Source organism: Nocardioides gansuensis, from assembly GCF_003076135.1.
In the GTDB taxonomy this organism is placed as follows: Bacteria; Actinomycetota; Actinomycetes; order Propionibacteriales; family Nocardioidaceae; genus Nocardioides; species Nocardioides gansuensis.
Genome location: NZ_QDGZ01000004.1, coordinates 61,363 through 80,646 on the forward strand (window position 1 = coordinate 61,363; position 19,284 = coordinate 80,646).

Consider the following 19,284-nt stretch of genomic DNA (forward strand, 5'->3'; position numbering starts at 1 on the left):
GCCGTGGCAGTGCCCCTCGAGTGATCGCGCCGGTCCCCACCTGGGTCGTGAGCACTCACCAACGACAAATCTCTAAGGAGACACCACAGACGTGGCCGTCAAGATCCGTTTGAAGCGCCTGGGCAAGATCCGGGTGCCGCAGTACCGCATCGTCGTCGTCGACTCGCGCAAGAAGCGCGACGGTCGCGTCATCGAGGAGATCGGCAAGTACCACCCCAAGGAGGACCCGTCGTACATCGACGTCGTCTCCGACCGGGCGCAGTACTGGCTGGGTGTCGGCGCGCAGCCGAGCGAGGCCGTCGAGGCCATCCTCAAGGTCACCGGAGACTGGCAGAAGTTCAAGGGCCTCCCGGGCGCCGAGGGCACGCTGAAGGTCAAGGAGCCCAAGCGCGACAAGCTCGAGATCTTCAACGAGGCCCTCAAGGACGTCGCGAAGGAGCCCAAGGGCGCCGCGACGACCGCGAAGTCGAAGAAGACCGAGGCTGCGCCTGCCGCCGAGGAGCCCGCCGCCGAGGTCGTCGAGGCCGATGCTGCCGCGACCGAGGCCGAGGTCGCTGCCGAGGCTCCGGCCGAGGTGCCCGCCGCGGAGACCCCCGAGGGGGCCGCTGAGGCTGCCGAGGCCGCCGAGACCACCGAGGCGTGAGCGACGTGCTGGCCGAGGCACTCGAGCACCTGGTGCGCGGGATCGTCGACCACCCGGACGACGTCGTGGTCCGCGACAAGCAGCTGCGCCGCGGGTCGCTCCTCGAGGTCCGGGTGCACCCCGACGACCTCGGCAAGGTGATCGGGCGCAGCGGCCGCACCGCCACGGCGTTCCGCACCGTCATCTCGGCCCTCGCAGGCCGTGGTGGCGCGCGGATCGACTTCGTCGACGTCGACCGGCGCCGCTGATCTTCGCGCACGTCCGGACGGGCGTCACCCCTCGTGGGGTGGCGCCCGTCTGCGCGTCCCGGACCCCTACGCTGGCCCCGTGAGCGAGAGCATCGAGGTCGTCGTCGGCCGCATCGGAAAGCCGCACGGCCTTCGCGGCGAGGTGACCGTCGACGTCCGCACCGACGAGCCGGACCTCAGGTTCGCGGCGGGTGCGCGGCTCGCGGCCCGCCCGCCCCGCGGTGGCGAGCGCACGCTGACGGTCGGCCGCACCCGCTGGCACCAGGGCGTGCTGCTGGTGACGTTCGAGGAGCTCGCCGACCGCAACGCCGCCGAGGCGGCCCGGGGGATCGTCCTCCACGCCACCCTCGACGCCACCGCGACGCCGGAGGACCCCGAGGAGTTCTACGACCACCAGCTCGTCGGCCTCGCGGCGTACGACGTCTCCGGCACCGCCCTGGGCGAGGTGACCGCCGTCGTCCACGGCGCCGCGCAGGACCTCCTCGGCGTGCGCACCCCCGACGGCCGCGACACGCTCGTGCCGTTCGTGTCCGCCCTGGTGCCCGAGGTGGACCTGGCGGCAGGGCGCGTGGTCATCGCCGACCGGCCGGGCCTGGTCTCGCCGCACCCCGACGAGGAGGACCGGGCGTGAGGATCGACGTCGTCACGATCTTCCCCGACTACCTCGCGCCCCTCTCGCTGTCGCTGCCCGGCAAGGCCCGGGAGAAGGGGCTGCTCGACGTCCGCGTCCACGACCTCCGCGACTGGACGCACGACCGCCACCGCACCGTCGACGACACTCCCTACGGCGGCGGGGCCGGGATGGTGATGAGGCCCGAGCCGTGGGGTGAGGCGCTCGACGAGGTGGCCGCCAACCGGCCCACCCTCGTGTTCACCACCCCCAGCGGCGAGCCGTTCACCCAGGCCCTCGCGAAGGAGCTGTCGACCCGCGAGCACCTGGTCTTCGCGTGCGGCCGCTACGAGGGCATCGACCAGCGGGTGATCGAGCACGCCGCGTCGCTGGGCGAGGTGCGGGAGGTATCCCTCGGCGACTACGTCCTGAACGGCGGCGAGGTCGCGGCGCTCGCCATCGTCGAGGCCGTGGTCCGTCTCCTCCCGGGCTTCATGGGCAACGCCGAGTCGCTGGCCGAGGAGTCCCACGAGGACGGCCTCCTCGAATACCCCGTCTACACCAAGCCCGCCTCCTGGCGCGGGCTCGACGTCCCCGAGGTGCTGCTGTCCGGCGACCACGGCCGGATCGCCGCCTGGCGCCGGGAGCAGGCCGTACGCCGGACCGCCCAGCGCCGTCCCGACCTGCTCGCGCCCTCCGCGGTCCCGGGCGGCGGCGAGCTGAAGGCGGCCACCCTGGCCGACGCGGGCGAGCTGCTGACGCTGCAGCTCGCCTGCTGGGTCCAGGAGCAGCAGGCCAACCCCGATGCCTGGGTCCCCGCGCTCCACGAGTCGCTCGAGGACGTACGCCGCTGGCTGGGGAAGTGGACGGTGCTGGTGCTGCGCCGGGAGGGCCGGCTGGTCGGCGCTGCCCGGGGACGGCTCGACGACCCGATCACCTGGGACGTCGGACGCCTGATGGTGGCGCCCGACCTGCAGGGCCAGGGCCTCGGCCGGCTGCTCCTGGAGGCGATCGAGGCCGCCGCGCCACCCGACGCGACGTCGTACGTGCTCTTCACCGGCGCCGGGAGCCTGGACAACCAGCGGATGTACAAGAAGGCCGGCTACCGCCTGCGGCCCGACCTCCGGGCCCCCGAGGGCGCGGTGATCCTCACCAAGCCCCGCCGGCGGGATACTCCGTGACGATCGGACCCTTCTGACCCCGTCACGAGGGTCCCTTCGTCACGGACTACGCCAGCGGATCCCTCGATTTCGACCGGGGCCCCGCGGTCTGGCAGACTCGTCCCTCGGTCTGCACTCGGCCACGGTCGCCCGGAAGCACGCCCCGGGGACCGGCGTACCGCACCTGCCACAGGGGGCGCGTCGCCACGGCCAACGAGGCGACCATCCGATCCGCACCACGAATCCGCGGCTGACCTGTGGCACTCGCGAGGAGCAGTCATGACCAACGTCATCGCCGAGCTCGGCAACGCCATGAAGCGTGACGACGTTCCGGACTTCCGCGCCGGAGACACCATCAAGGTCCACGTCAAGGTCGTCGAGGGCAACCGCTCGCGCGTCCAGGTCTTCCAGGGCGTCGTGATCCGCATCCACGGCTCGGGCGTCGGCCGCACCTTCACGGTGCGCAAGGTCAGCTTCGGCGTCGGCGTCGAGCGCACCTTCCCGCTCAACTCCCCGATCTTCGAGAAGATCGAGGTCGTCACCCGTGGTGACGTGCGCCGCGCCAAGCTCTACTACCTGCGCAACCTGCGCGGCAAGGCCGCCAAGATCAAGGAGCGCCGCGAGGCCTGAGGGCCCCCGGCTACGCTTCTTTTGTGACGATCGACGACCGCGACTCCACCGTGACCACACAGTCCGAGGGGTCGCGGTCGTCGCGTCCCGGCAAGAAGAAGCAGCTGCCCCTGTGGCAGGAGACGATCCTGCTGCTCGCGGTGGCGCTCGGGCTCGCGATCGTCATCAAGGCGCTCTTCCTCCAGGCGTTCTACATCCCGTCGGAGTCGATGGAGCCGGGTCTGGTGAAGAACGACCGGATCCTCGTCCAGAAGGTCTCCTACTGGGGCGACGACACCCCGCAGCGCGGAGACGTCATCGTGTTCAAGGACCCGGGTGGCTGGCTGAACGCCCATGAGGCCGCGGGCCCCGCCAGCCCGATCGCGCAGGCGATGGCGAAGGTCGGCCTCTACCCGACCGGCGGCCACCTCGTGAAGCGCGTCATCGGCGTCGCCGGCGACACCATCGAGTGCTGCGACGACCAGGGCCGCATCCTCGTCAACGGCAGGCCGATCGAGGGCAGTGGCTTCCTGGCCCCCCGCTCGCGCCAGGCCGACTGCGACGGCCCGATGGTCAACAACTGCACGGAGGACTGGACCGCGGGTCCGGTCCCCGAGGGCCGGGTCTTCGTGATGGGCGACAACCGCGCCCGCTCGGCCGACTCGTCCGTGCACATGTGCAAGTCCGGCAAGGAGACCGAGTGCGTCTCCGGGCCGGAGTTCGTCCCCACCGACCTGGTGGTCGGCAAGGTCTTCGTGCTGCTGTGGCCTGCCGCCCGGTTCGACTGGGTCGGCCGTCCCGGCACGTTCGAGGGCGTGCCCCAGGCGTCGTGACCCACCTGCCGACGGGTGTGACCGTCCGGCGTGACGCCGGGCTCTACGGCTACGAGCGCGCCCTGCGCCGGGTCGGCATCGAGCCGATCGCCGGTGTCGACGAGGCCGGTCGCGGCGCCTGCGCGGGCCCGCTCGTGGCGGGCGCGGCGATCCTGCCGCCCGGCAAGGCCGGCATCATCCCCGGCCTGGCCGACTCCAAGCTGCTCACCGAGAAGGCCAGGGAGCGGGTCTACGACCAGGTCGTACGCCGCGCGCTGGCGTGGTCCGTCGTCGTGGTCGAGAGCGAGGAGTGCGACCGGCTCGGGATGCACGTCGCCAACGTGGAGGCCCTGCGCCGCGCGGTCGCGAAGCTGTCGGTGCGGCCGTCCTACGTGCTCACCGACGGGTTCCCCGTCGACGGCCTGGAGGTCCCCGGCCTGGCTGTGTGGAAGGGCGACCGGGTGGCCGCGTGCATCGCCGCCGCGTCCGTGCTCGCCAAGGTCACCCGGGACCGGATCATGACCGACCTCGACGGCGCGTGGCCGGCGTACGACTTCAAGACGCACAAGGGCTACATCACCGAGGTGCACAGCGCCGCACTGCTCGAGCACGGGCCTTCGCCGGTGCACCGGATGCGGTTCGTCAACGTGCGGCGCGCTGCCGGGCTGGAGCCGGATACGCTCGTCATCTGCCGGCCTGAGGAGGACGCATGAGCGCCGAGGATCTCGAGAAGTACGAGACCGAGATGGAGCTCACGCTCTACCGCGAGTACCGCGACGTCGTGGGCATCTTCAAGTACGTCGTGGAGACGGACCGCAGGTTCTACCTGTGCAACCAGGTGGACGTGAAGGCGCGCACCGAGAACGGTGACGTCTTCTTCGAGGTCTCGATGAGCGACGCCTGGGTGTGGGACATGTACCGCCCTGCGCGCTTCGCCAAGAACGTGAAGGTGCTGACCTTCAAGGACGTGAACGTCGAGGAGCTCGCGCCGCAGGAGATCGATCCGCTGAAGGGCTGAGCCCCTGGTCCCTCTGGGCCACCTCCCTGGTCATCTCGGGCCATTTGCCAGCTCACCGCGTCAAGAATTTGTCATGTAACCGTCAAGAACGGTGAGCGCGACCTACCTGGCTCGCGAGCGGTGTGAGGGCACCGTGGGGAACCGACCACACGCGCAGCGTGTGGGGTCGTCTGGGAGGACACCATGGCCGGATCTGAGGGAACGTCGCGCCCTGCGCGCGGCGAGGGCGGCGCAGCCGCCGTCGAGTTCGCACTCGTGGCGCCGCTGGTGCTTCTGCTGCTGTTCGGGATCGTGTCCTATGGCTTCCTGCTCTCGTTCCGCCAGGCGCTCAGCCAGGGCGCCGCCGAGGGCGCCCGGTCGGCGGCGGTCTGGGCCGCGGCGTACGCGTCGAGCCAGGACGCCGCACGCAAGACGGCTGCCACCGCGAGCGTCGACGAGGCGCTCCAGAGCTACGGCGTCGCATGCGGTCCCACGGGCGCAACCTGCACGGTGGCCATCGCGGCGTGCTCCGGCGACCCCGCGGCGCAGTGCGCCTCCGTCACGGTGAGCTACCCCTACGGGGCCAGGCCGCTGATCCCCAGGTTGCCGCTCATCCCACTCCCGGCGACGGTGGAGTACGAGGCGCAGGCGAGGGTCAGTTGAGCCGCCGGCGCGACGAGCGGGGTGCCATCGCCCTGCTCGTGGCCATCCTCTCCACCGTGATCATGGCGGTCAGCATGCTCGTGGTCGACATCGGCATGCAACGGGTGCTGCGCCGCGACCTGCAAGCCCTCGCCGACGTGGTCGCCCTCGACCTGGCCCGCGAGCTCGACGGCCGGACGAAGGCCGAGCTCGCCCCGGAGGTCGACTCCGCCCTCGGCACCAGCGCCCTGTCCCAGAGCGTTGCCCGCAACGGCGACACCCTGGGCGACGCACCGGACGTCACCGCGACCCTCGGAGGCATCGTCGGCGGGGTGTTCGTGGCGACCGTCGACCCCCCGACTGCGGTCCAGGTGGTCGCCGACTCCGAGATCGACTACGCGATCGCCCCGGGCGAGGGCGGCGCCACCCGCAGCGCAATCGGCGCGGCGACCACCTCGGCCTGCTTCTCCGTCGGGTCGTACGCCGCGCGGTTCAGGTCCGGGGACTCCGCGCTCATCAGCACCCTGGTCGACCCGATGAACGGCTTCCTGCGTCCCCAGGCCAATATCGACGCGGTCAGCTACACCGGGCTCGCCAACGCCTTCGTCTCCCTCAACGAGCTGGCCGCGGCCGGCACGGTCGGCAGCGTCGACCAGCTGCTCACCCAGCAGGTGACGGCGGCCGACCTGATCGAGGCGAGCATCACCGCGCTCCAGCGCCAGTCGCCGGTCAACACCGTGGCGATCTCTGCGCTGCAGCGGGTGCTCAACGGGCAGGCCGAGCTGAGCACCCCCATCCTGCTGTCGGACTTCCTCAGCATCTCGCCGACCGACACCGCGGCCCTGGAGACGAAGCTCAACGTGCTCGACCTCGTCACGGGCAGCGTCCTGGTCGCCGACGGCGAGCACTTCATCGACCTGGGGAACCTGTCGGCGGGCATCGGCAACCTGGCTCCCATCGGGGACGCCCAGCTCACGGTGATCGAGCGCGCGCGGATGGCGTGCGGTCCCTTCGGCAGCCCCGAGTCGACGGCCGAGTCCTCCCAGGTCCGGGGCGACGTCCAGATGAAGCTGCAGCTGCCGTCGATCCACGGGATCACAGGCGCGACCGGTGTCGTGCAGACACCCGAGTCCACGGTCGACCTCGACATCGACCTCGGCAACGCCACGGGCACCCTGGCCGACGAGCCGGAGTGCAACCAGGGCACGTCGGTCAACCCGGATCTGATGGACGTCCGTGTGCAGAGCGGCCTGTCGACCTTCAGGCTGTCGACCGACCTGCACTTCGAGGCGAAGGTGTCGGTCCTCGGCCTCGGCCTCGTCACCACGCGGTTCTATCTGCAGGCGACGGCCCAGCAGGTGATGCCGGACGCCACCACGATGGCGAACCTGCGGATCCCGCCCAACGACGCCACGCCGGTCTCGACGGGCACGTCCGCGCCCCTCGGCTACTTCACGGTCGCGTCGGTTCCGTCTGGCCTCACCGCCACCGTCGGCGGGCTCCCCGTGGCACTGGGCCCCGTCCAGGCAGCCCTCGCCCCGGTCATCGCCCAGCTGCAGGTCAACGCCAGCGTGGTCGGGCCGTTGAACTCCCTGGTCGACAGCGTGAACGCGCAGCTGGTGCCGCTCCGGACCCTGATGGGCCTCAACGTCTCGGGGGCCGACGTGCTGGCCCTCGGGCGTCCGGTGTGCGGAGCGCCGGCCCTGCGCGGCTGAGCCGCCTGGCCCACCCAGCCACGAACCGTTCACAGGGACTCTGCCCGCAAGGTTCTCCACAGGGTGTGCCGGCGGCTCCCCGCTGCTGTCCGTTGCTCCCGGTCTGCTGTCTCCCACAAGGAGGCACACCCATGACCACTCGACCCAGCCCACTGGAGCTCTCCCCGGCCGCCGCCCACAAGCGTGCGCTGGGGGCGTACGGCGAGAACGTCGCCGCCCGCTACCTGACTGCGCAGGGGATGACCCTGCTCGACCGCAACTGGCGCTGCGACGCCGGAGAGATCGACCTCGTCCTGCGCGACGGGCGCACCCTCGTGATCTGTGAGGTGAAGACCCGCACGTCCTACGCCTTCGGCACGCCCCACGAGGCGGTCGACCGGCGCAAGGTCGACCGCATGCGGCGGCTCGCTGCCCGGTGGCTGCGCTGCCACGAGGTACACCCGCTCGACGTACGCCTCGACCTCGTCGCCGTGCTGCGGCCGGTCACCGGCCCGACGGAGATCGACCACGTCCGGGGGCTGGGCTGATGGCGTTCGCGACCGCCCACTCGATCGCCCTGCGCGGGGCACAGGGCCACCTCATCGACGTGCAGGTCGACCTCTCCAGCGGCATGGTGGGCACGTCTGTGGTCGGCCGGCCGGACGCCACGCTCAACGAGGCGCGCGACCGGGTCAAGATGGCGATCAACAACACCGAGCCGCACTCGTGGCCCTCCACCAAGCGGGTCACGATCCTGCTCGCGCCCGCCGACCTGCCCAAGTCCGGCACCCACTTCGACCTCGCCATGGCGGTGGCCGTGAAGGCCGCCGACCGGAAGGTGCCGGTCGGTGCGCTGGAGGACACCGTGTTCATCGGTGAGCTGACCCTCTCCGGCCAGCTCCGAGCGGTGCCGGGCGTGTTGCCGATGGTGATGGCCGCGGCGGCCCGCGGCATCCGCCGGGTGTTCGTCCCCGAGACCCAGGCCCACGAGGCGTCGCACGTGCCGGGCATGACGGTGTTCGGGATGCGGTCCCTCGCCCAGGTGGTGGCCGAGCTGCGCGGGGACGACGTGCCCGACGCCGACCCGGTCGCCCCGATGTCGGCCAGCCCGTTGCTGAGCTGGCGGGGGCACCGGGCCCGCGAGGACGTCGACATGGCCGACGTGGTGGGGCTCGACGACGTGAAGTTCGCGCTGGAGGTGGCGGCGGCGGGCACCCACCACGTGCTCCTCATCGGGCCCAAGGGAAGTGGCAAGACCACCATGGCGGAGCGGGTGCCGAGCCTCCTGCCGGACCTCACACAGGAGCAGTCGCTCGAGCTGAGCGCGATCCACTCGCTCGCGGGGGTCCTCGAGGACGGGCTCATCACCCGCCCGCCGTTCTTCGCTCCCCACCATGACGCGAGCGTCGCCAGCCTGCTCGGCGGCGGCACCGGCCGGGTGCGGCCCGGCGAGCTCACCCGCGCCCACCACGGGGTGCTGTTCCTCGACGAGCTGCCCCTTTTCCGCGCCGACGTCGTCGACGCCCTGCGCCAGCCGATGGAGAGCGGCGAGATCACGGTGGCCCGGGGTGAGGAGTCCGCGACCTACCCTGCCCGCGGGCTCGTCGTGCTGGCCGCCAACCCCTGCCCCTGCGGCAACTACGCCCTGCAGCCCGGGCTCGACACGTGCCGGTGCAAGGAGACGGTCCGCAACCACTACCGGCGCAAGCTCACCGGGCCGGTGCTCGACCGCATCGACATCACCCGTGAGTTCACCTCACCGGGCCCGCAGCTCCTCCACGACCGGTTCGCTCCGGTCACCGACTCCGCGACCATCCGCAGCCGGGTGGCCCAGGCCAGACGGGTGCAGGCGCAGCGCTACACCGGACGGGGGTGGGCCGTCAACGGCCACGTCCCGGGACCCGAGCTGCTGAGGTCGTGGCCGCTGACGGACGAGGGCCAGCGGCGCCTCGAGGAGGAGCTCTACGCCGGTCGCCTCACCCGCCGAGGCGTCGTGCGCGTCCACCGGGTGGCATGGACGGTCGCCGACCTCGCCGGGGTCGAGCGTCCCGGGGTCGCCGAGGTGGAGGTGGCGCTGTTGCTTCGCAAGGGCGACCCGCTTCCCGACCGGGTGCTCAGGAGGGCAGCATGAGCTGCCCCGACGACGAGCGGCTCGCCCGGGTGCGCTTCAGCCGCGCCGCGGAGCCGGGCGTGGCGACGATCTGCGACCAGGTGGCCGACCACGGCGCGCTGGCGGCGATGGCCAGCTTCGAGGAGAAGGCTGCGCGGCGCGACGACGACCTCGCGTGGGTCGCCCGCCTCCGCACCGTCGACCCTGACCGCGAGCTCGAGCGGGCGCAGCGCCTGGGCATCCGGTTCGTGGTGCCCGGTGACGCCGAGTGGCCGTCCTCGCTCGGCGATCTTCGACACCCGGAGCCCCTGCACGGGCGCGGAGGGGTGCCGATCGGCCTGTGGGTGCGCGGACCGCTGCGCCTCGATGCCCTGGCCGACAGCGTGGCCGTCGTCGGGTCGCGGTCGGCGACGACCTACGGCACGTCGGTGGCGCACGACCTCTCCGCGGTCCTGGCCAGGTCCGGGCGCCCGGTCGTCTCCGGAGCCGCCTACGGCATCGATCAGGCGGCCCACCGCGGTGCGATCGCCGCGGGCGGCGCGACGGTGGCGGTGCTCGCCTGTGGCGTCGATCGTGCCTACCCCGCCGAGCACGCGCCGCTGATCACCCACATCGGCGAGACGGGAGCCGTGGTGTCGGAAGCGGCGCCGGGATGCTCGCCGATGCGGGTGCGCTTCCTGGCCCGCAACCGGCTGATCGCGGCCCTGACCGCCGGCACGGTGCTGGTCGAGGCCGCGCTGCGGAGTGGAGCCCTCAACACCGCCACCTGGGCAGTCGGCCTCCATCGCCCGTTGATGGGGGTGCCGGGACCGGTCACGAGCGCCGCCTCGGGAGGGGTGCACGAGCGGATCCGGGTCGGCGCAGCGACCCTGGTCACCTCCGGCCACGAAGTCCTCGAGCTCGTGGCGAAGGCGGGCGAGCACCTCGTCGAGGTGCCACGCGGGCCGTCCACGTTGCGTGACCGGCTCAAGGGGGACCAGTCCCGGGTCCTCGAGGCGGTGCCCGTGAGTCGCGGCGTGCCCGTCGAGTCGATCGCCCGCATCGCGGGCGTGTCTGCGGCCACCGCCGACATGCATCTGCAGTTCCTCGCCGTCGAGGGGCTGGTCACGACGACGGGAGGAGGTTGGGTGCAGACGGCGCTGGCCCGATCAGGCGCCTGACGCGGCCGAGCGCGAAGCCTGCCGGGATCCGGGAGCGTGGCGACCTAGCATCGGCCCATGACCGCTGCCGCCGGGGACGCCCCGGAGGACACCCTCCCCGAGGCCTTCGCGCGCATCCTCGCCGCATACGAGCGCCACCTGGTCTCCGAGCGCGACCTGACCCCCCACACCGTGCGTGCCTATCTCGGCGATGTCGCCGGGCTGCTCGACCACGCCGCCCGGCTCGGTCTCGACGACGTGAGCGACCTCGACCTGCGCACGTTGCGCAGCTGGCTGGCCAAGCAGCAGACGCTCGGCAAGTCGCGCACCACCCTCGCGCGGCGGGCGACGGCGGCTCGGGTGTTCACGGCCTGGCTTGCACGGACCGGTCGCACGCCGAGCGACGCGGGAGCCTCACTGGGCTCGCCCAAGCAGCACAAGTCGCTCCCGCCGGTGCTCCGCGCCGACGAGGCGGCCGACCTGATCCGGGCGGCGGCCGAGCTCGCGGACGACGGCAGCCCGGTCGGCCTGCGCGACGTCGCGATGCTCGAGCTGCTCTACGCCACCGGCATCCGGGTGGGGGAGCTGTGCGGCCTGGACATCGACGACCTCGACACCGAGCGCCGGGTGGTCCGGGTCTTCGGCAAGGGCCGCAAGGAGCGCACCGTCCCCTACGGACAGCCCGCCGGCCGAGCGGTGGACCGCTGGCTGCGGCTGGGGCGCCCGGCCCTCTGCGCCGAGGGTGCGGGGCCGGCGCTCTTCCTCGGCGCCCGGGGCCGGCGCATCGACCAGCGGGTCGTCCGCGAGCTGGTGCACCGCCGCATCGCCGACGTGCCCGGCGCTCCCGACATCGGGCCGCACGGCCTCCGGCACACCGCGGCCACCCACCTGCTGGAGGGCGGCGCCGACCTGCGCTCCGTGCAGGAGCTGCTCGGCCACGCGTCGCTGGCGACCACCCAGCTCTACACGCATGTCACCACCGACCGGCTCCGCCAGGCCTACCGCCAGGCGCACCCCCGGGCCTGATCACGTCGTACCTCCCCACCCCTGCCGGGCGCCGAGGAGGGCCAGGAAGGAGGCGAGGGGTGGCGCCCAGCCGGCGTAGGGGAGGGCCGCCCGGGCATCGCCGGAGACCGGCTCGTCGCGCCAGAGGGGGAGCAGGCGCACCGGTCCGCCGCCCACGAGCAGCAGCGGGTCGAGGTAGGTCTCCCCGCGAAGCCACCCCCAGTGCAGGCACGCGGCCGGGAAGCAGTGCGAGAAGGCGACCTCCAGCCGGCCGAGCGGCGCGCCCTCCGCCACGAGGTCACCGCGCCCGACGATCGCGGCGACTGGTTCGTACGTCGTGCGCGTGCCGTCGTCGTGGGCGACCGTGACCACCCCCTTCCCGGCGATCCGGCCGGCGAAGGCGACGACCCCGGGACGGGCGGCGCTTACGACCTGGCCGACGTGGCCGGCGAGGTCGACGCCGCGGTGGCCTTCACCCCACGGGTCGGCGGGCGGGTCGAATCCGGCGACGACGTCGGGCTCGGGGGAGAGCGGCCAGCTGCCGACCGGGTGCTCAGCGGCCCGGGCAGGCGGGGCCACGCCCACCGCGAGCAGGACGGCGGCGTGGACGAGGAGCAGGGTGAGGCGGACCATGGGGCCCAGCCTGCGGCGTACCCCTGACCGGTGCCGCCCTCGCTGCCCTCGACCTGTGGAGGAGAGAGCACCGCTCACCCTTGTGGACGCCCAGCGGCCCGCGATTGGCCCCGCAGCGGGGCGGTGGCTACGATTCCTCCCAGCAGTCCACCCGGACTGACTTCGCACGCTCGCTGACCGCGACGGGATGCTTCTCGGTCCCGATCACCCGTGGGCGCCGGCTCTCAGTTTCTCCTCACACGCCAGGGGGATTGGGTCGCGCGCGAGCGTCAGGGCAGCCGACACCCGTCGGGTGCAGCAACTGAAAACAACAGGAGTCCCGCCCTCGGCTCGACCTGCCTCAAGGTCGGGCGCACACGCGTGCGGGCTCCGCCACAACAGGAGAACACCATGGCAGTCGTCACCATGCGCCAGCTGCTCGAGAGCGGCGTCCACTTCGGTCACCAGACCCGTCGCTGGAACCCCAAGATGAAGCGCTTCATCATGACCGAGCGCAACGGCATCTACATCATCGACCTGCAGCAGTCGCTGGCCTACATCGACCGCTCCTACGCCTTCGTCAAGGAGACGGTGGCCAAGGGCGGCGTCATCATGTTCGTCGGCACCAAGAAGCAGGCCCAGGAGGCCATCGCCGAGCAGGCGACGCGCGTCGGGATGCCCTACGTCAACCAGCGCTGGCTCGGCGGCATGCTCACCAACTTCCAGACGGTGCACCAGCGGATCAACCGCCTCAAGGAGCTCGACGAGGTCGACTTCGACAACGTCGCGGGCTCGGGTCGCACCAAGAAGGAACTGCTCCAGATGAAGCGCGAGCGCGACAAGCTCGACAAGACCCTGGGCGGCATCCGCGAGATGTCCAAGGTGCCGTCGGCCGTGTGGATCGTCGACACCAACAAGGAGCACCTGGCGGTCGAGGAGGCGCGCAAGCTGCGCATCCCGATCATCGGCATCCTCGACTCCAACTGCGACCCCGACGTGGTCGACTTCCCGATCCCGGGCAACGACGACGCCATCCGCGCGGTCGGCCTGCTGACCCGCGTGGTCGCCGACGCCGTCGCCGAGGGCCTGATCGCCCGCTCCGGCGCCAAGACCGCCGGCGACGAGGTCGCCGCTGCGGAGCCCCTCGCCGAGTGGGAGCGTGAGCTGCTCGAGACCCCCGCGACCGACGCTGCCGCGCCGGCTCCCGAGGCCCCCGCCGCTGAGGCTCCTGCCGCTGAGGCCCCCGCCGCTGAGGCCCCCGCCGCCGAGGCCCCCGCCGCCGAGGCTCCTGCTGCCGAGCCGGCCGCCGAGCCGGCCGCCGAGACCGAGAGCGAGTTCGGTCCCGACTCTGCTCTCGCCACCGAGGACGGCCAGGCGCCCGAGGGCTTCGAGATCAAGGGCAACAAGGACTCGATGAAGTTCCACGCGCCCACCAGCCCCTGGTACGGCCGCACCAACGCCGACGTGTGGTTCCGCTCGGCCGAGGCTGCCGAGGCCGCCGGCTTCGTCAACGCCGAGGCGAAGGCCTGACCTCAGGTCAGTCCGCCCCGACCCACCACCACTTCGAGGAAGAAGGATCATGGCCAACTTCTCCGCTGCCGACGTCAAGAAGCTCCGTGAGCTCACCGCCGCCGGCATGATGGACTGCAAGAAGGCGCTCGAGGAGACCGACGGCGACTTCGAGAAGGCCGTCGAGCTGCTCCGCGTCAAGGGCGCCGCCAAGGCCGCCAAGCGTGGGGCCGAGCGCGAGGCCTCCGCGGGCCTCGTCGCCACCTCCGGTGGCGCGCTGGTCGAGCTCAAGTGCGAGACCGACTTCGTCGCGAAGGGCGAGGCGTTCGTCGCCGCTGCCCAGCGCATCGCCGACGCGGCCGCCGAGGCCAAGGCCGGCGACGCCGAGACCCTCAAGGGCGTCAAGCTCGGCGACAAGACCGTCGCTGAGGTCGTCGAGGACCTCGCGATCAGCATCGGCGAGAAGATCGAGCTCGGCGAGGTCGCCTACTTCGAGGGCCCGGTCGTCGCCTACATGCACAAGCGTGCCGCCGACCTGCCGCCCGCCGTGGGCGTCCTGGTCGAGTACGACGGTGACGAGGCCGCCGCGCGTGGCGTTGCCATGCAGATCGCCGCGATGCGTCCTCAGTACCTGACACGCGACGAGGTCCCCGCGGACATCGTCGAGAAGGAGCGTGCGATCGCCGAGGCGACCTCCCGCGAGGAGGGCAAGCCCGAGGCAGCCATCGCCAAGATCACCGAGGGTCGCCTGAACGGCTTCTTCAAGGACATCGTGCTGCTCGAGCAGCCGTCGGTGACGGAGAACAAGAAGTCGGTCAAGGCCGTCCTCGACGAGGCCGGCACCTCCGTGAAGCGGTTCGCCCGCTTCGAGGTCGGCGCCTGAGCCTCGACAGGCTCTACCAGCCCATCCGAGCACCCGACGGGGCCGGTACGACGCGAGTCGTGCCGGCCCCGTCGCCGTACTCGCTCCCGGCCGGGCCGTTCGCGCCGAGGCCAGCCCCTCCTATACGTTTCGACCAACGCCATGACTGTTCAGAGGCCACCAGAAGGGAACACCGTGACCGTCTACAACCGCGTCCTGCTCAAGCTCTCGGGGGAGGTGTTCGGCGGTGGCAAGGTCGGCGTCGACCCCGACGTCGTGCAGAAGGTCGCGCGGGAGATCGCGAGCGTCGTGCGCGAGGGCGTCGGCGTGAGCATCGTGGTCGGCGGTGGCAACTTCTTCCGCGGGGCCGAGCTCCAGCAGAGCGGCATGGACCGCGCGCGGGCCGACTACATGGGCATGCTCGGAACGGTGATGAACTGCCTCGCGCTGCAAGACTTCCTGGAGAAGGAGGGCATCGAGACGCGCGTGCAGACGGCGATCACGATGGGCCAGGTGGCCGAGCCCTACATCCCCCGCCGTGCCATGCGCCACCTCGAGAAGGGCCGCGTCGTGATCTTCGGGGCCGGCTCCGGCATGCCTTACTTCTCGACCGACACCGTGGCCGCCCAGCGGGCGCTCGAGACCAAGTGCGAGGTCGTGCTGATGGCCAAGCAGGGTGTCGACGGCGTCTACACCGCCGACCCGAAGAAGGACTCGACGGCCACCAAGTACGACAACCTCACATTCGCCGAGGCCCTCCAGCAGGGCCTGCGGATCGCCGACGCCACGGCGTTCGCGCTGTGCATGGAGAACAACCTGCCCCTAGTCGTCTTCGGCGCCGAGGACGAGGGCGCGATCCTGCGGATCGTGAAGGGTGAGAAGATTGGGACGCTGGTGAGCAGCGGCGCCTGAGCCGCCACGTCCCGCGGCCGAGTAGCCGCCTGGAGCATCGCAGCACGACGAGACATCGCACGACATCGAGTTGGAAGACACAGGAGCAGCCGTGATCAAGGAAGTCCTCAACGAGGCCGACGACAAGATGTCCAAGTCGGTCGAGGCGACCCGCGAGGAGTTCGCCACGATCCGTGCGGGCCGTGCCAACCCCAGCATGTTCGCCAAGCTGACGGCCGACTACTACGGCACCCCGACCCCGCTGCAGCAGCTGGCGTCGTTCACCTCGCAGGACGCGCGCACGATCATCGTGGCGCCCTTCGACATGGGTGCGCTCGCCGAGATCGAGAAGTCGATCCGCGACTCCGACCTCGGCGTCAACCCCTCCAACGACGGCAGGACCATCCGCTGCGTGTTCCCGGAGCTGACCGAGGAGCGCCGCAAGGAATACATCAAGCTCGCCAAGGCGAAGGCCGAGGACGGCCGCGTCTCGGTGCGCAACGTGCGCCGCACGGCCAAGCAGAGCCTCGAGAGGCTCGAGAAGGACGGCGACGTCGGCCAGGACGACGTCACCGGCGCGGAGAAGAAGCTCGACGCGCTCACCAAGAAGCACACGGACGCCATCGACGAGATGCTCAAGAACAAGGAAGCCGAGCTGCTCGAGGTCTGAGCCGCCCGCCTTCGATGACGACTCCCACCGTGCCCGGTCCCGCCGTCCCGGCCGATGCCCCCAAGGACCACGGGCGGGCCGGCCGCAACCTGCCCGCAGCCGTCGGCTCCGCCGTCGTGCTGCTCGCCGCGATCGCGGCGTCCTTGCTGGTCTGGAAGACCGCGTTCATGCTCATCGTGGCCGCGGCGGTCGTCGTCGCGGTCTGGGAGCTGCACCGAGGGATGGCGGCCAGGGACATCGACCTGCCGGAGCAGCCGCTGATGGTCGGCGGCGTCGTCATGGTCGTCGTGGCCTACTTCTGGGGGGCGCCCGCCCTCGTGACCGCCACCGCGGTCGCGGCCCTGGTGATCATGCTGTGGCTGCTGCGCCGGGGCGTGGAGGGCTACGTCAAGAACGCCACCGCCTCGGTCTTCACGCTCATCTACATCCCCTTCCTCGGCTCGTTCGTCGCGCTGATGCTGGCCGAGGGCGGCGCGACCGGCTTCGACCGGTTCGACGAGGGCGTGCGGGGCGTGATCGCCTTCATCCTGGTCACCATCGCCTCGGACATCGGCGGCTATGCCGCGGGCGTGCTGTTCGGCAAGCACCCCATGGCCCCCGTGATCTCCCCCAAGAAGTCCTGGGAGGGCTTCGTCGGGTCTGCGCTGTCCTGCGTGGGCGCCGGCGTCGCGCTCGTGGTGTGGCTCCTCGAGGGCGACTGGTGGGTCGGCGTCATCCTGGGCCTGATCGCGGTCGTGATGGCCACCCTCGGTGACCTGTGCGAGTCGGTGATCAAGCGTGACCTCGGCATCAAGGACATGTCCCAGGTGATCCCGGGCCACGGTGGCCTGATGGACCGGCTCGACTCGCTGCTGGCCACGATCGCCCCGATCTGGCTGCTGCTGCACTACCTCGTCTTCTGAGCGCTCGCGCGAGATGACGCTCTTCCTGGTCCGGCACGGCCGCCCCCTGGTCGACCCGACCCGGCCGGCGGCCGAGTGGGAGCTCGACCCCACGGCGTACGACGACGTGTGGGCTCTGCGTGTCAGTGGGCGGCTGCCGGAACTGGCCGCCTGGTTCTGCTCGCCGGAGCCGAAGGCCACCCAGACGGCCCAGCTGCTGACCGACGCAGGGGTAGGGATCCTGGACGAGCTGCGCGAGCAGGAGCGCGATACCGGCTGGCACGCCGACTTCGAGGACTGCGTGCGCCGGGCGTTCGCCGACCCGGACACCGCTGCGGCGCCGGGGTGGGAGCCGATCGCCGCGACGCGGGACCGGCTGCTGCCCGCCGTACGCCGGGTCCTCGACGTCCACGGCGACCAGGACGTCGTCCTCGTCGGGCACGGCACGGCGTGGACGCTCCTGGTGGCCGAGCTGACCGGCCGGCCGCCGGACCTGGCGCGCTGGGCCGAGATGGCCATGCCCGACGTGCTCGTGGTGCCCTGACGCGTGCAGATGCGCCGATTCGGCGGGTCGGGGGTGTGCAGACGCGCCCACTCGGCGACGATGGGGGCATGACCGCACCCGAGTCGACGAGCCAGCAGGACCGCGAGACCCAGCGCGCTCCGGACTGGTGGCAGCGCGACCACCCGCATGCCGCCGCGATCTCCGGGTTCTTCACGGGCATGCTCTTCGTCACGGTCGTGCCCGGCGGCTTCGCGGGTGTGCTCCGGCTGCTCGTCGGCCACGAGACGGCCGAGGAGCTCTTCCCGTTCGTCCTCCTCGCGCTCGTCGTGCCGATGGGGCTGCTGGCCAGCCCGCGCACCCGCCGTTTCGGCACCTACATGGTGATCGGCATGGTGCTCAGCGCGCTCGTCGTCGTGAGCGTCGCCTCGCTCGTCCTCTACTTCATGGTCCGGCGCGACTCGTAGCCGAATCGTTGCCCGGGGCCCGCGGGTGGGATGATCGGGCAGATGTCCGAGCCGATCAAGACCCTGCCCCTCGTCTTCGACGAGCCGCGCGGCCGCAAGAAGCCGCCGCGGCACCTCGCCGACCTCGACGAGGCCGGGCGCAAGGCGCTGCTCGAGGAGATGGGCCTGCCGGGATTCCGGGCCAGGCAGCTCTCGACCCACTACTTCGCCCGGCTGGTGGACGACCCGGCCGAGATGACCGACCTCCCGGCTGGCCAGCGTGACGACCTCGTGGCCGCGCTCCTGCCCGGCCTGATGACTCCGTTGCGCACCATGGAGGCGGACAAGGGCACCACGCGAAAGACGCTCTGGCGGCTCTTCGACGGCGCGCTCGTCGAGTCGGTGCTGATGCGCTACCCCGACCGCGCCACCATCTGCGTCTCCAGCCAGGCCGGCTGCGGCATGGCCTGCCCGTTCTGCGCCACCGGCCAGGGCGGCCTGCAGCGCAACATGTCGACCGCGGAGATCGTGGAGCAGGTCGTCGCAGGCGCCCGGGCGATGGCGCGCGGCGAGGTGCCCGGCGGGCCCGGCCGCGTCAGCAACGTCGTGTTCATGGGCATGGGGGAGCCGCTCGCCAACTACAAGGCGGTGATCGGCGCCGTACGCCGCCTGACCGACCCGGCACCCGCCGGGCTCGGCATGAGCGCGCGGGGCGTCACCGTTTCCACGGTCGGCCTGGTGCCGCGGATCAAGCAGCTCACCGAGGAGGGCATCCCGGTGACGCTGGCCCTGAGCCTGCACGCCCCCGACGACGAGCTGCGCAACGAGCTGGTCCCCATCAACACCCGCTTCTCCGTCGACGAGACCGTGGATGCCGCGTGGGACTACGCGCGGGTGACCAAGCGGCGGGTGAGCATCGAGTACGCCATGATGCGCGGCATCAACGACCAGGCCTGGCGGGCCGACCTGCTCGGCGACGTGCTCAACGCGCGCGGCGACTGGGGCTGGGTGCACGTCAACCTGATCCCGTTGAACCCCACTCCGGGCTCGAAGTGGACCGCCTCGGACCCGCGTGACGAGCGGGAGTTCGTGCGGCGCCTCGAGGCGAAGGGCATCCCGACGACGGTCCGCGACACGCGCGGGCGGGAGATCGACGGCGCCTGCGGCCAGCTCGCCGCGACCGAAGCGTGAGCGCGCGGAGCGCCAGGGGAGGGGGTCGGAGAGCGGTCGGCGGGAGTTCAC

Annotated in this window: 23 protein-coding genes and 1 pseudogene; 23 read left to right on the forward strand and 1 reads right to left on the reverse strand. The window is 71.7% G+C overall.

Translation table 11 applies throughout. The features are described 5' to 3' along the window. The first annotated feature begins 91 nt into the window (after positions 1-91). The 15 genes and pseudogenes from rpsP (at position 92) to DDE18_RS09845 (ending at position 11,690) form a co-directional block, all read left to right on the forward strand. A complete protein-coding gene (gene rpsP / locus DDE18_RS09780; RefSeq protein ID WP_116572086.1) occupies positions 92-643 on the forward strand; it encodes a 30S ribosomal protein S16 in 552 nt (183 codons plus the stop codon). A gap of 5 nt (positions 644-648) precedes the next feature. Continuing rightward, on the forward strand, positions 649-891 hold the full coding sequence (locus tag DDE18_RS09785; RefSeq protein WP_116572454.1) for an RNA-binding protein: 243 nt from the start codon (positions 649-651) through the stop codon (positions 889-891). Between the two features lie 79 nt (positions 892-970). Next, the gene (rimM, locus tag DDE18_RS09790; protein WP_211754498.1) at positions 971-1,522 is read left to right on the forward strand and encodes a ribosome maturation factor RimM; all 552 of its coding nucleotides are present in this window, start codon (positions 971-973) and stop codon (positions 1,520-1,522) included. Further along, positions 1,519-2,187, forward strand: a pseudogene (gene trmD / locus DDE18_RS23990) (tRNA (guanosine(37)-N1)-methyltransferase TrmD); the annotation flags it as partial. The gene rimM and the pseudogene trmD, both read left to right, overlap by 4 nt. A gap of 75 nt (positions 2,188-2,262) precedes the next feature. Further along, entirely contained in the window at positions 2,263-2,682 is a 420-nt protein-coding gene (locus DDE18_RS23995) for a GNAT family N-acetyltransferase (protein ID WP_281258369.1), read from the forward strand. Positions 2,683-2,940: 258 nt separating this feature from the next. After that, positions 2,941-3,291 (forward strand): 50S ribosomal protein L19, encoded by a 351-nt coding sequence (gene rplS / locus DDE18_RS09800; RefSeq protein ID WP_116572088.1) that lies wholly within the window; start codon positions 2,941-2,943, stop codon positions 3,289-3,291. A 23-nt stretch (positions 3,292-3,314) separates the two neighbouring features. Further along, complete coding sequence (lepB, locus tag DDE18_RS09805; RefSeq protein ID WP_116572089.1) at positions 3,315-4,103, forward strand: signal peptidase I; 789 nt, start codon at positions 3,315-3,317, stop codon at positions 4,101-4,103. Beyond that, positions 4,100-4,795 (forward strand): ribonuclease HII, encoded by a 696-nt coding sequence (locus DDE18_RS09810; RefSeq protein WP_116572090.1) that lies wholly within the window; start codon positions 4,100-4,102, stop codon positions 4,793-4,795. Before lepB ends, DDE18_RS09810 begins: the two co-directional genes overlap by 4 nt. Further along, positions 4,792-5,100: a DUF2469 domain-containing protein gene (locus DDE18_RS09815; protein WP_116572091.1), complete on the forward strand. Its 309-nt coding sequence runs from the start codon at positions 4,792-4,794 to the stop codon at positions 5,098-5,100. The genes DDE18_RS09810 and DDE18_RS09815 overlap by 4 nt, the downstream gene beginning before the upstream one ends. 183 nt (positions 5,101-5,283) lie before the next feature. Next, positions 5,284-5,742 (forward strand): TadE/TadG family type IV pilus assembly protein, encoded by a 459-nt coding sequence (locus DDE18_RS09820; protein ID WP_116572456.1) that lies wholly within the window; start codon positions 5,284-5,286, stop codon positions 5,740-5,742. Next, positions 5,739-7,436 (forward strand): pilus assembly protein TadG-related protein, encoded by a 1,698-nt coding sequence (locus DDE18_RS09825; RefSeq protein WP_165821113.1) that lies wholly within the window; start codon positions 5,739-5,741, stop codon positions 7,434-7,436. The genes DDE18_RS09820 and DDE18_RS09825 overlap by 4 nt, the downstream gene beginning before the upstream one ends. Before the next feature lie 131 nt (positions 7,437-7,567). Next, positions 7,568-7,963 (forward strand): YraN family protein, encoded by a 396-nt coding sequence (locus DDE18_RS09830; protein WP_116572093.1) that lies wholly within the window; start codon positions 7,568-7,570, stop codon positions 7,961-7,963. After that, positions 7,963-9,546 carry a YifB family Mg chelatase-like AAA ATPase gene (locus DDE18_RS09835; RefSeq protein WP_116572094.1) on the forward strand — a complete coding sequence of 528 codons (1,584 nt, stop codon included), beginning with the start codon at positions 7,963-7,965 and terminating at the stop codon, positions 9,544-9,546. Before DDE18_RS09830 ends, DDE18_RS09835 begins: the two co-directional genes overlap by 1 nt. Next, the gene (gene dprA / locus DDE18_RS09840) at positions 9,543-10,685 is read left to right on the forward strand and encodes a DNA-processing protein DprA (RefSeq protein WP_116572095.1); all 1,143 of its coding nucleotides are present in this window, start codon (positions 9,543-9,545) and stop codon (positions 10,683-10,685) included. The genes DDE18_RS09835 and dprA overlap by 4 nt, the downstream gene beginning before the upstream one ends. 57 nt (positions 10,686-10,742) lie before the next feature. Next, complete coding sequence (locus DDE18_RS09845) at positions 10,743-11,690, forward strand: tyrosine recombinase XerC (RefSeq protein ID WP_116572096.1); 948 nt, start codon at positions 10,743-10,745, stop codon at positions 11,688-11,690. Here DDE18_RS09845 and DDE18_RS09850 read toward each other — a convergent pair whose 3' ends face one another. After that, positions 11,691-12,302, reverse strand: coding sequence for a M23 family metallopeptidase (locus tag DDE18_RS09850; protein ID WP_116572097.1), 612 nt, complete (start codon positions 12,300-12,302; stop codon positions 11,691-11,693). 390 nt (positions 12,303-12,692) lie between these two features. Between DDE18_RS09850 and rpsB the strand changes: the two genes are divergently transcribed. From rpsB to rlmN, 8 genes are all read left to right on the forward strand, one after another. Next, complete coding sequence (gene rpsB / locus DDE18_RS09855; RefSeq protein WP_165821114.1) at positions 12,693-13,811, forward strand: 30S ribosomal protein S2, sunset domain variant; 1,119 nt, start codon at positions 12,693-12,695, stop codon at positions 13,809-13,811. A gap of 49 nt (positions 13,812-13,860) precedes the next feature. Beyond that, positions 13,861-14,673 carry a translation elongation factor Ts gene (gene tsf / locus DDE18_RS09860; RefSeq protein WP_116572098.1) on the forward strand — a complete coding sequence of 271 codons (813 nt, stop codon included), beginning with the start codon at positions 13,861-13,863 and terminating at the stop codon, positions 14,671-14,673. 174 nt (positions 14,674-14,847) lie between these two features. After that, entirely contained in the window at positions 14,848-15,564 is a 717-nt protein-coding gene (gene pyrH, locus DDE18_RS09865; RefSeq protein WP_245916572.1) for a UMP kinase, read from the forward strand. Between the two features lie 94 nt (positions 15,565-15,658). Further along, complete coding sequence (frr, locus tag DDE18_RS09870) at positions 15,659-16,213, forward strand: ribosome recycling factor (protein ID WP_211754513.1); 555 nt, start codon at positions 15,659-15,661, stop codon at positions 16,211-16,213. A 14-nt stretch (positions 16,214-16,227) separates the two neighbouring features. After that, on the forward strand, positions 16,228-17,115 hold the full coding sequence (locus DDE18_RS09875) for a phosphatidate cytidylyltransferase (protein WP_116572101.1): 888 nt from the start codon (positions 16,228-16,230) through the stop codon (positions 17,113-17,115). Positions 17,116-17,128: 13 nt separating this feature from the next. Continuing rightward, on the forward strand, positions 17,129-17,638 hold the full coding sequence (locus DDE18_RS09880; protein ID WP_116572102.1) for a histidine phosphatase family protein: 510 nt from the start codon (positions 17,129-17,131) through the stop codon (positions 17,636-17,638). A 68-nt stretch (positions 17,639-17,706) separates the two neighbouring features. Next, positions 17,707-18,063: a hypothetical protein gene (locus DDE18_RS09885; protein ID WP_116572103.1), complete on the forward strand. Its 357-nt coding sequence runs from the start codon at positions 17,707-17,709 to the stop codon at positions 18,061-18,063. A gap of 42 nt (positions 18,064-18,105) precedes the next feature. After that, a complete protein-coding gene (gene rlmN / locus DDE18_RS09890) occupies positions 18,106-19,233 on the forward strand; it encodes a dual-specificity RNA methyltransferase RlmN (RefSeq protein WP_116572104.1) in 1,128 nt (375 codons plus the stop codon). Positions 19,234-19,284: the final 51 nt, after the last annotated feature.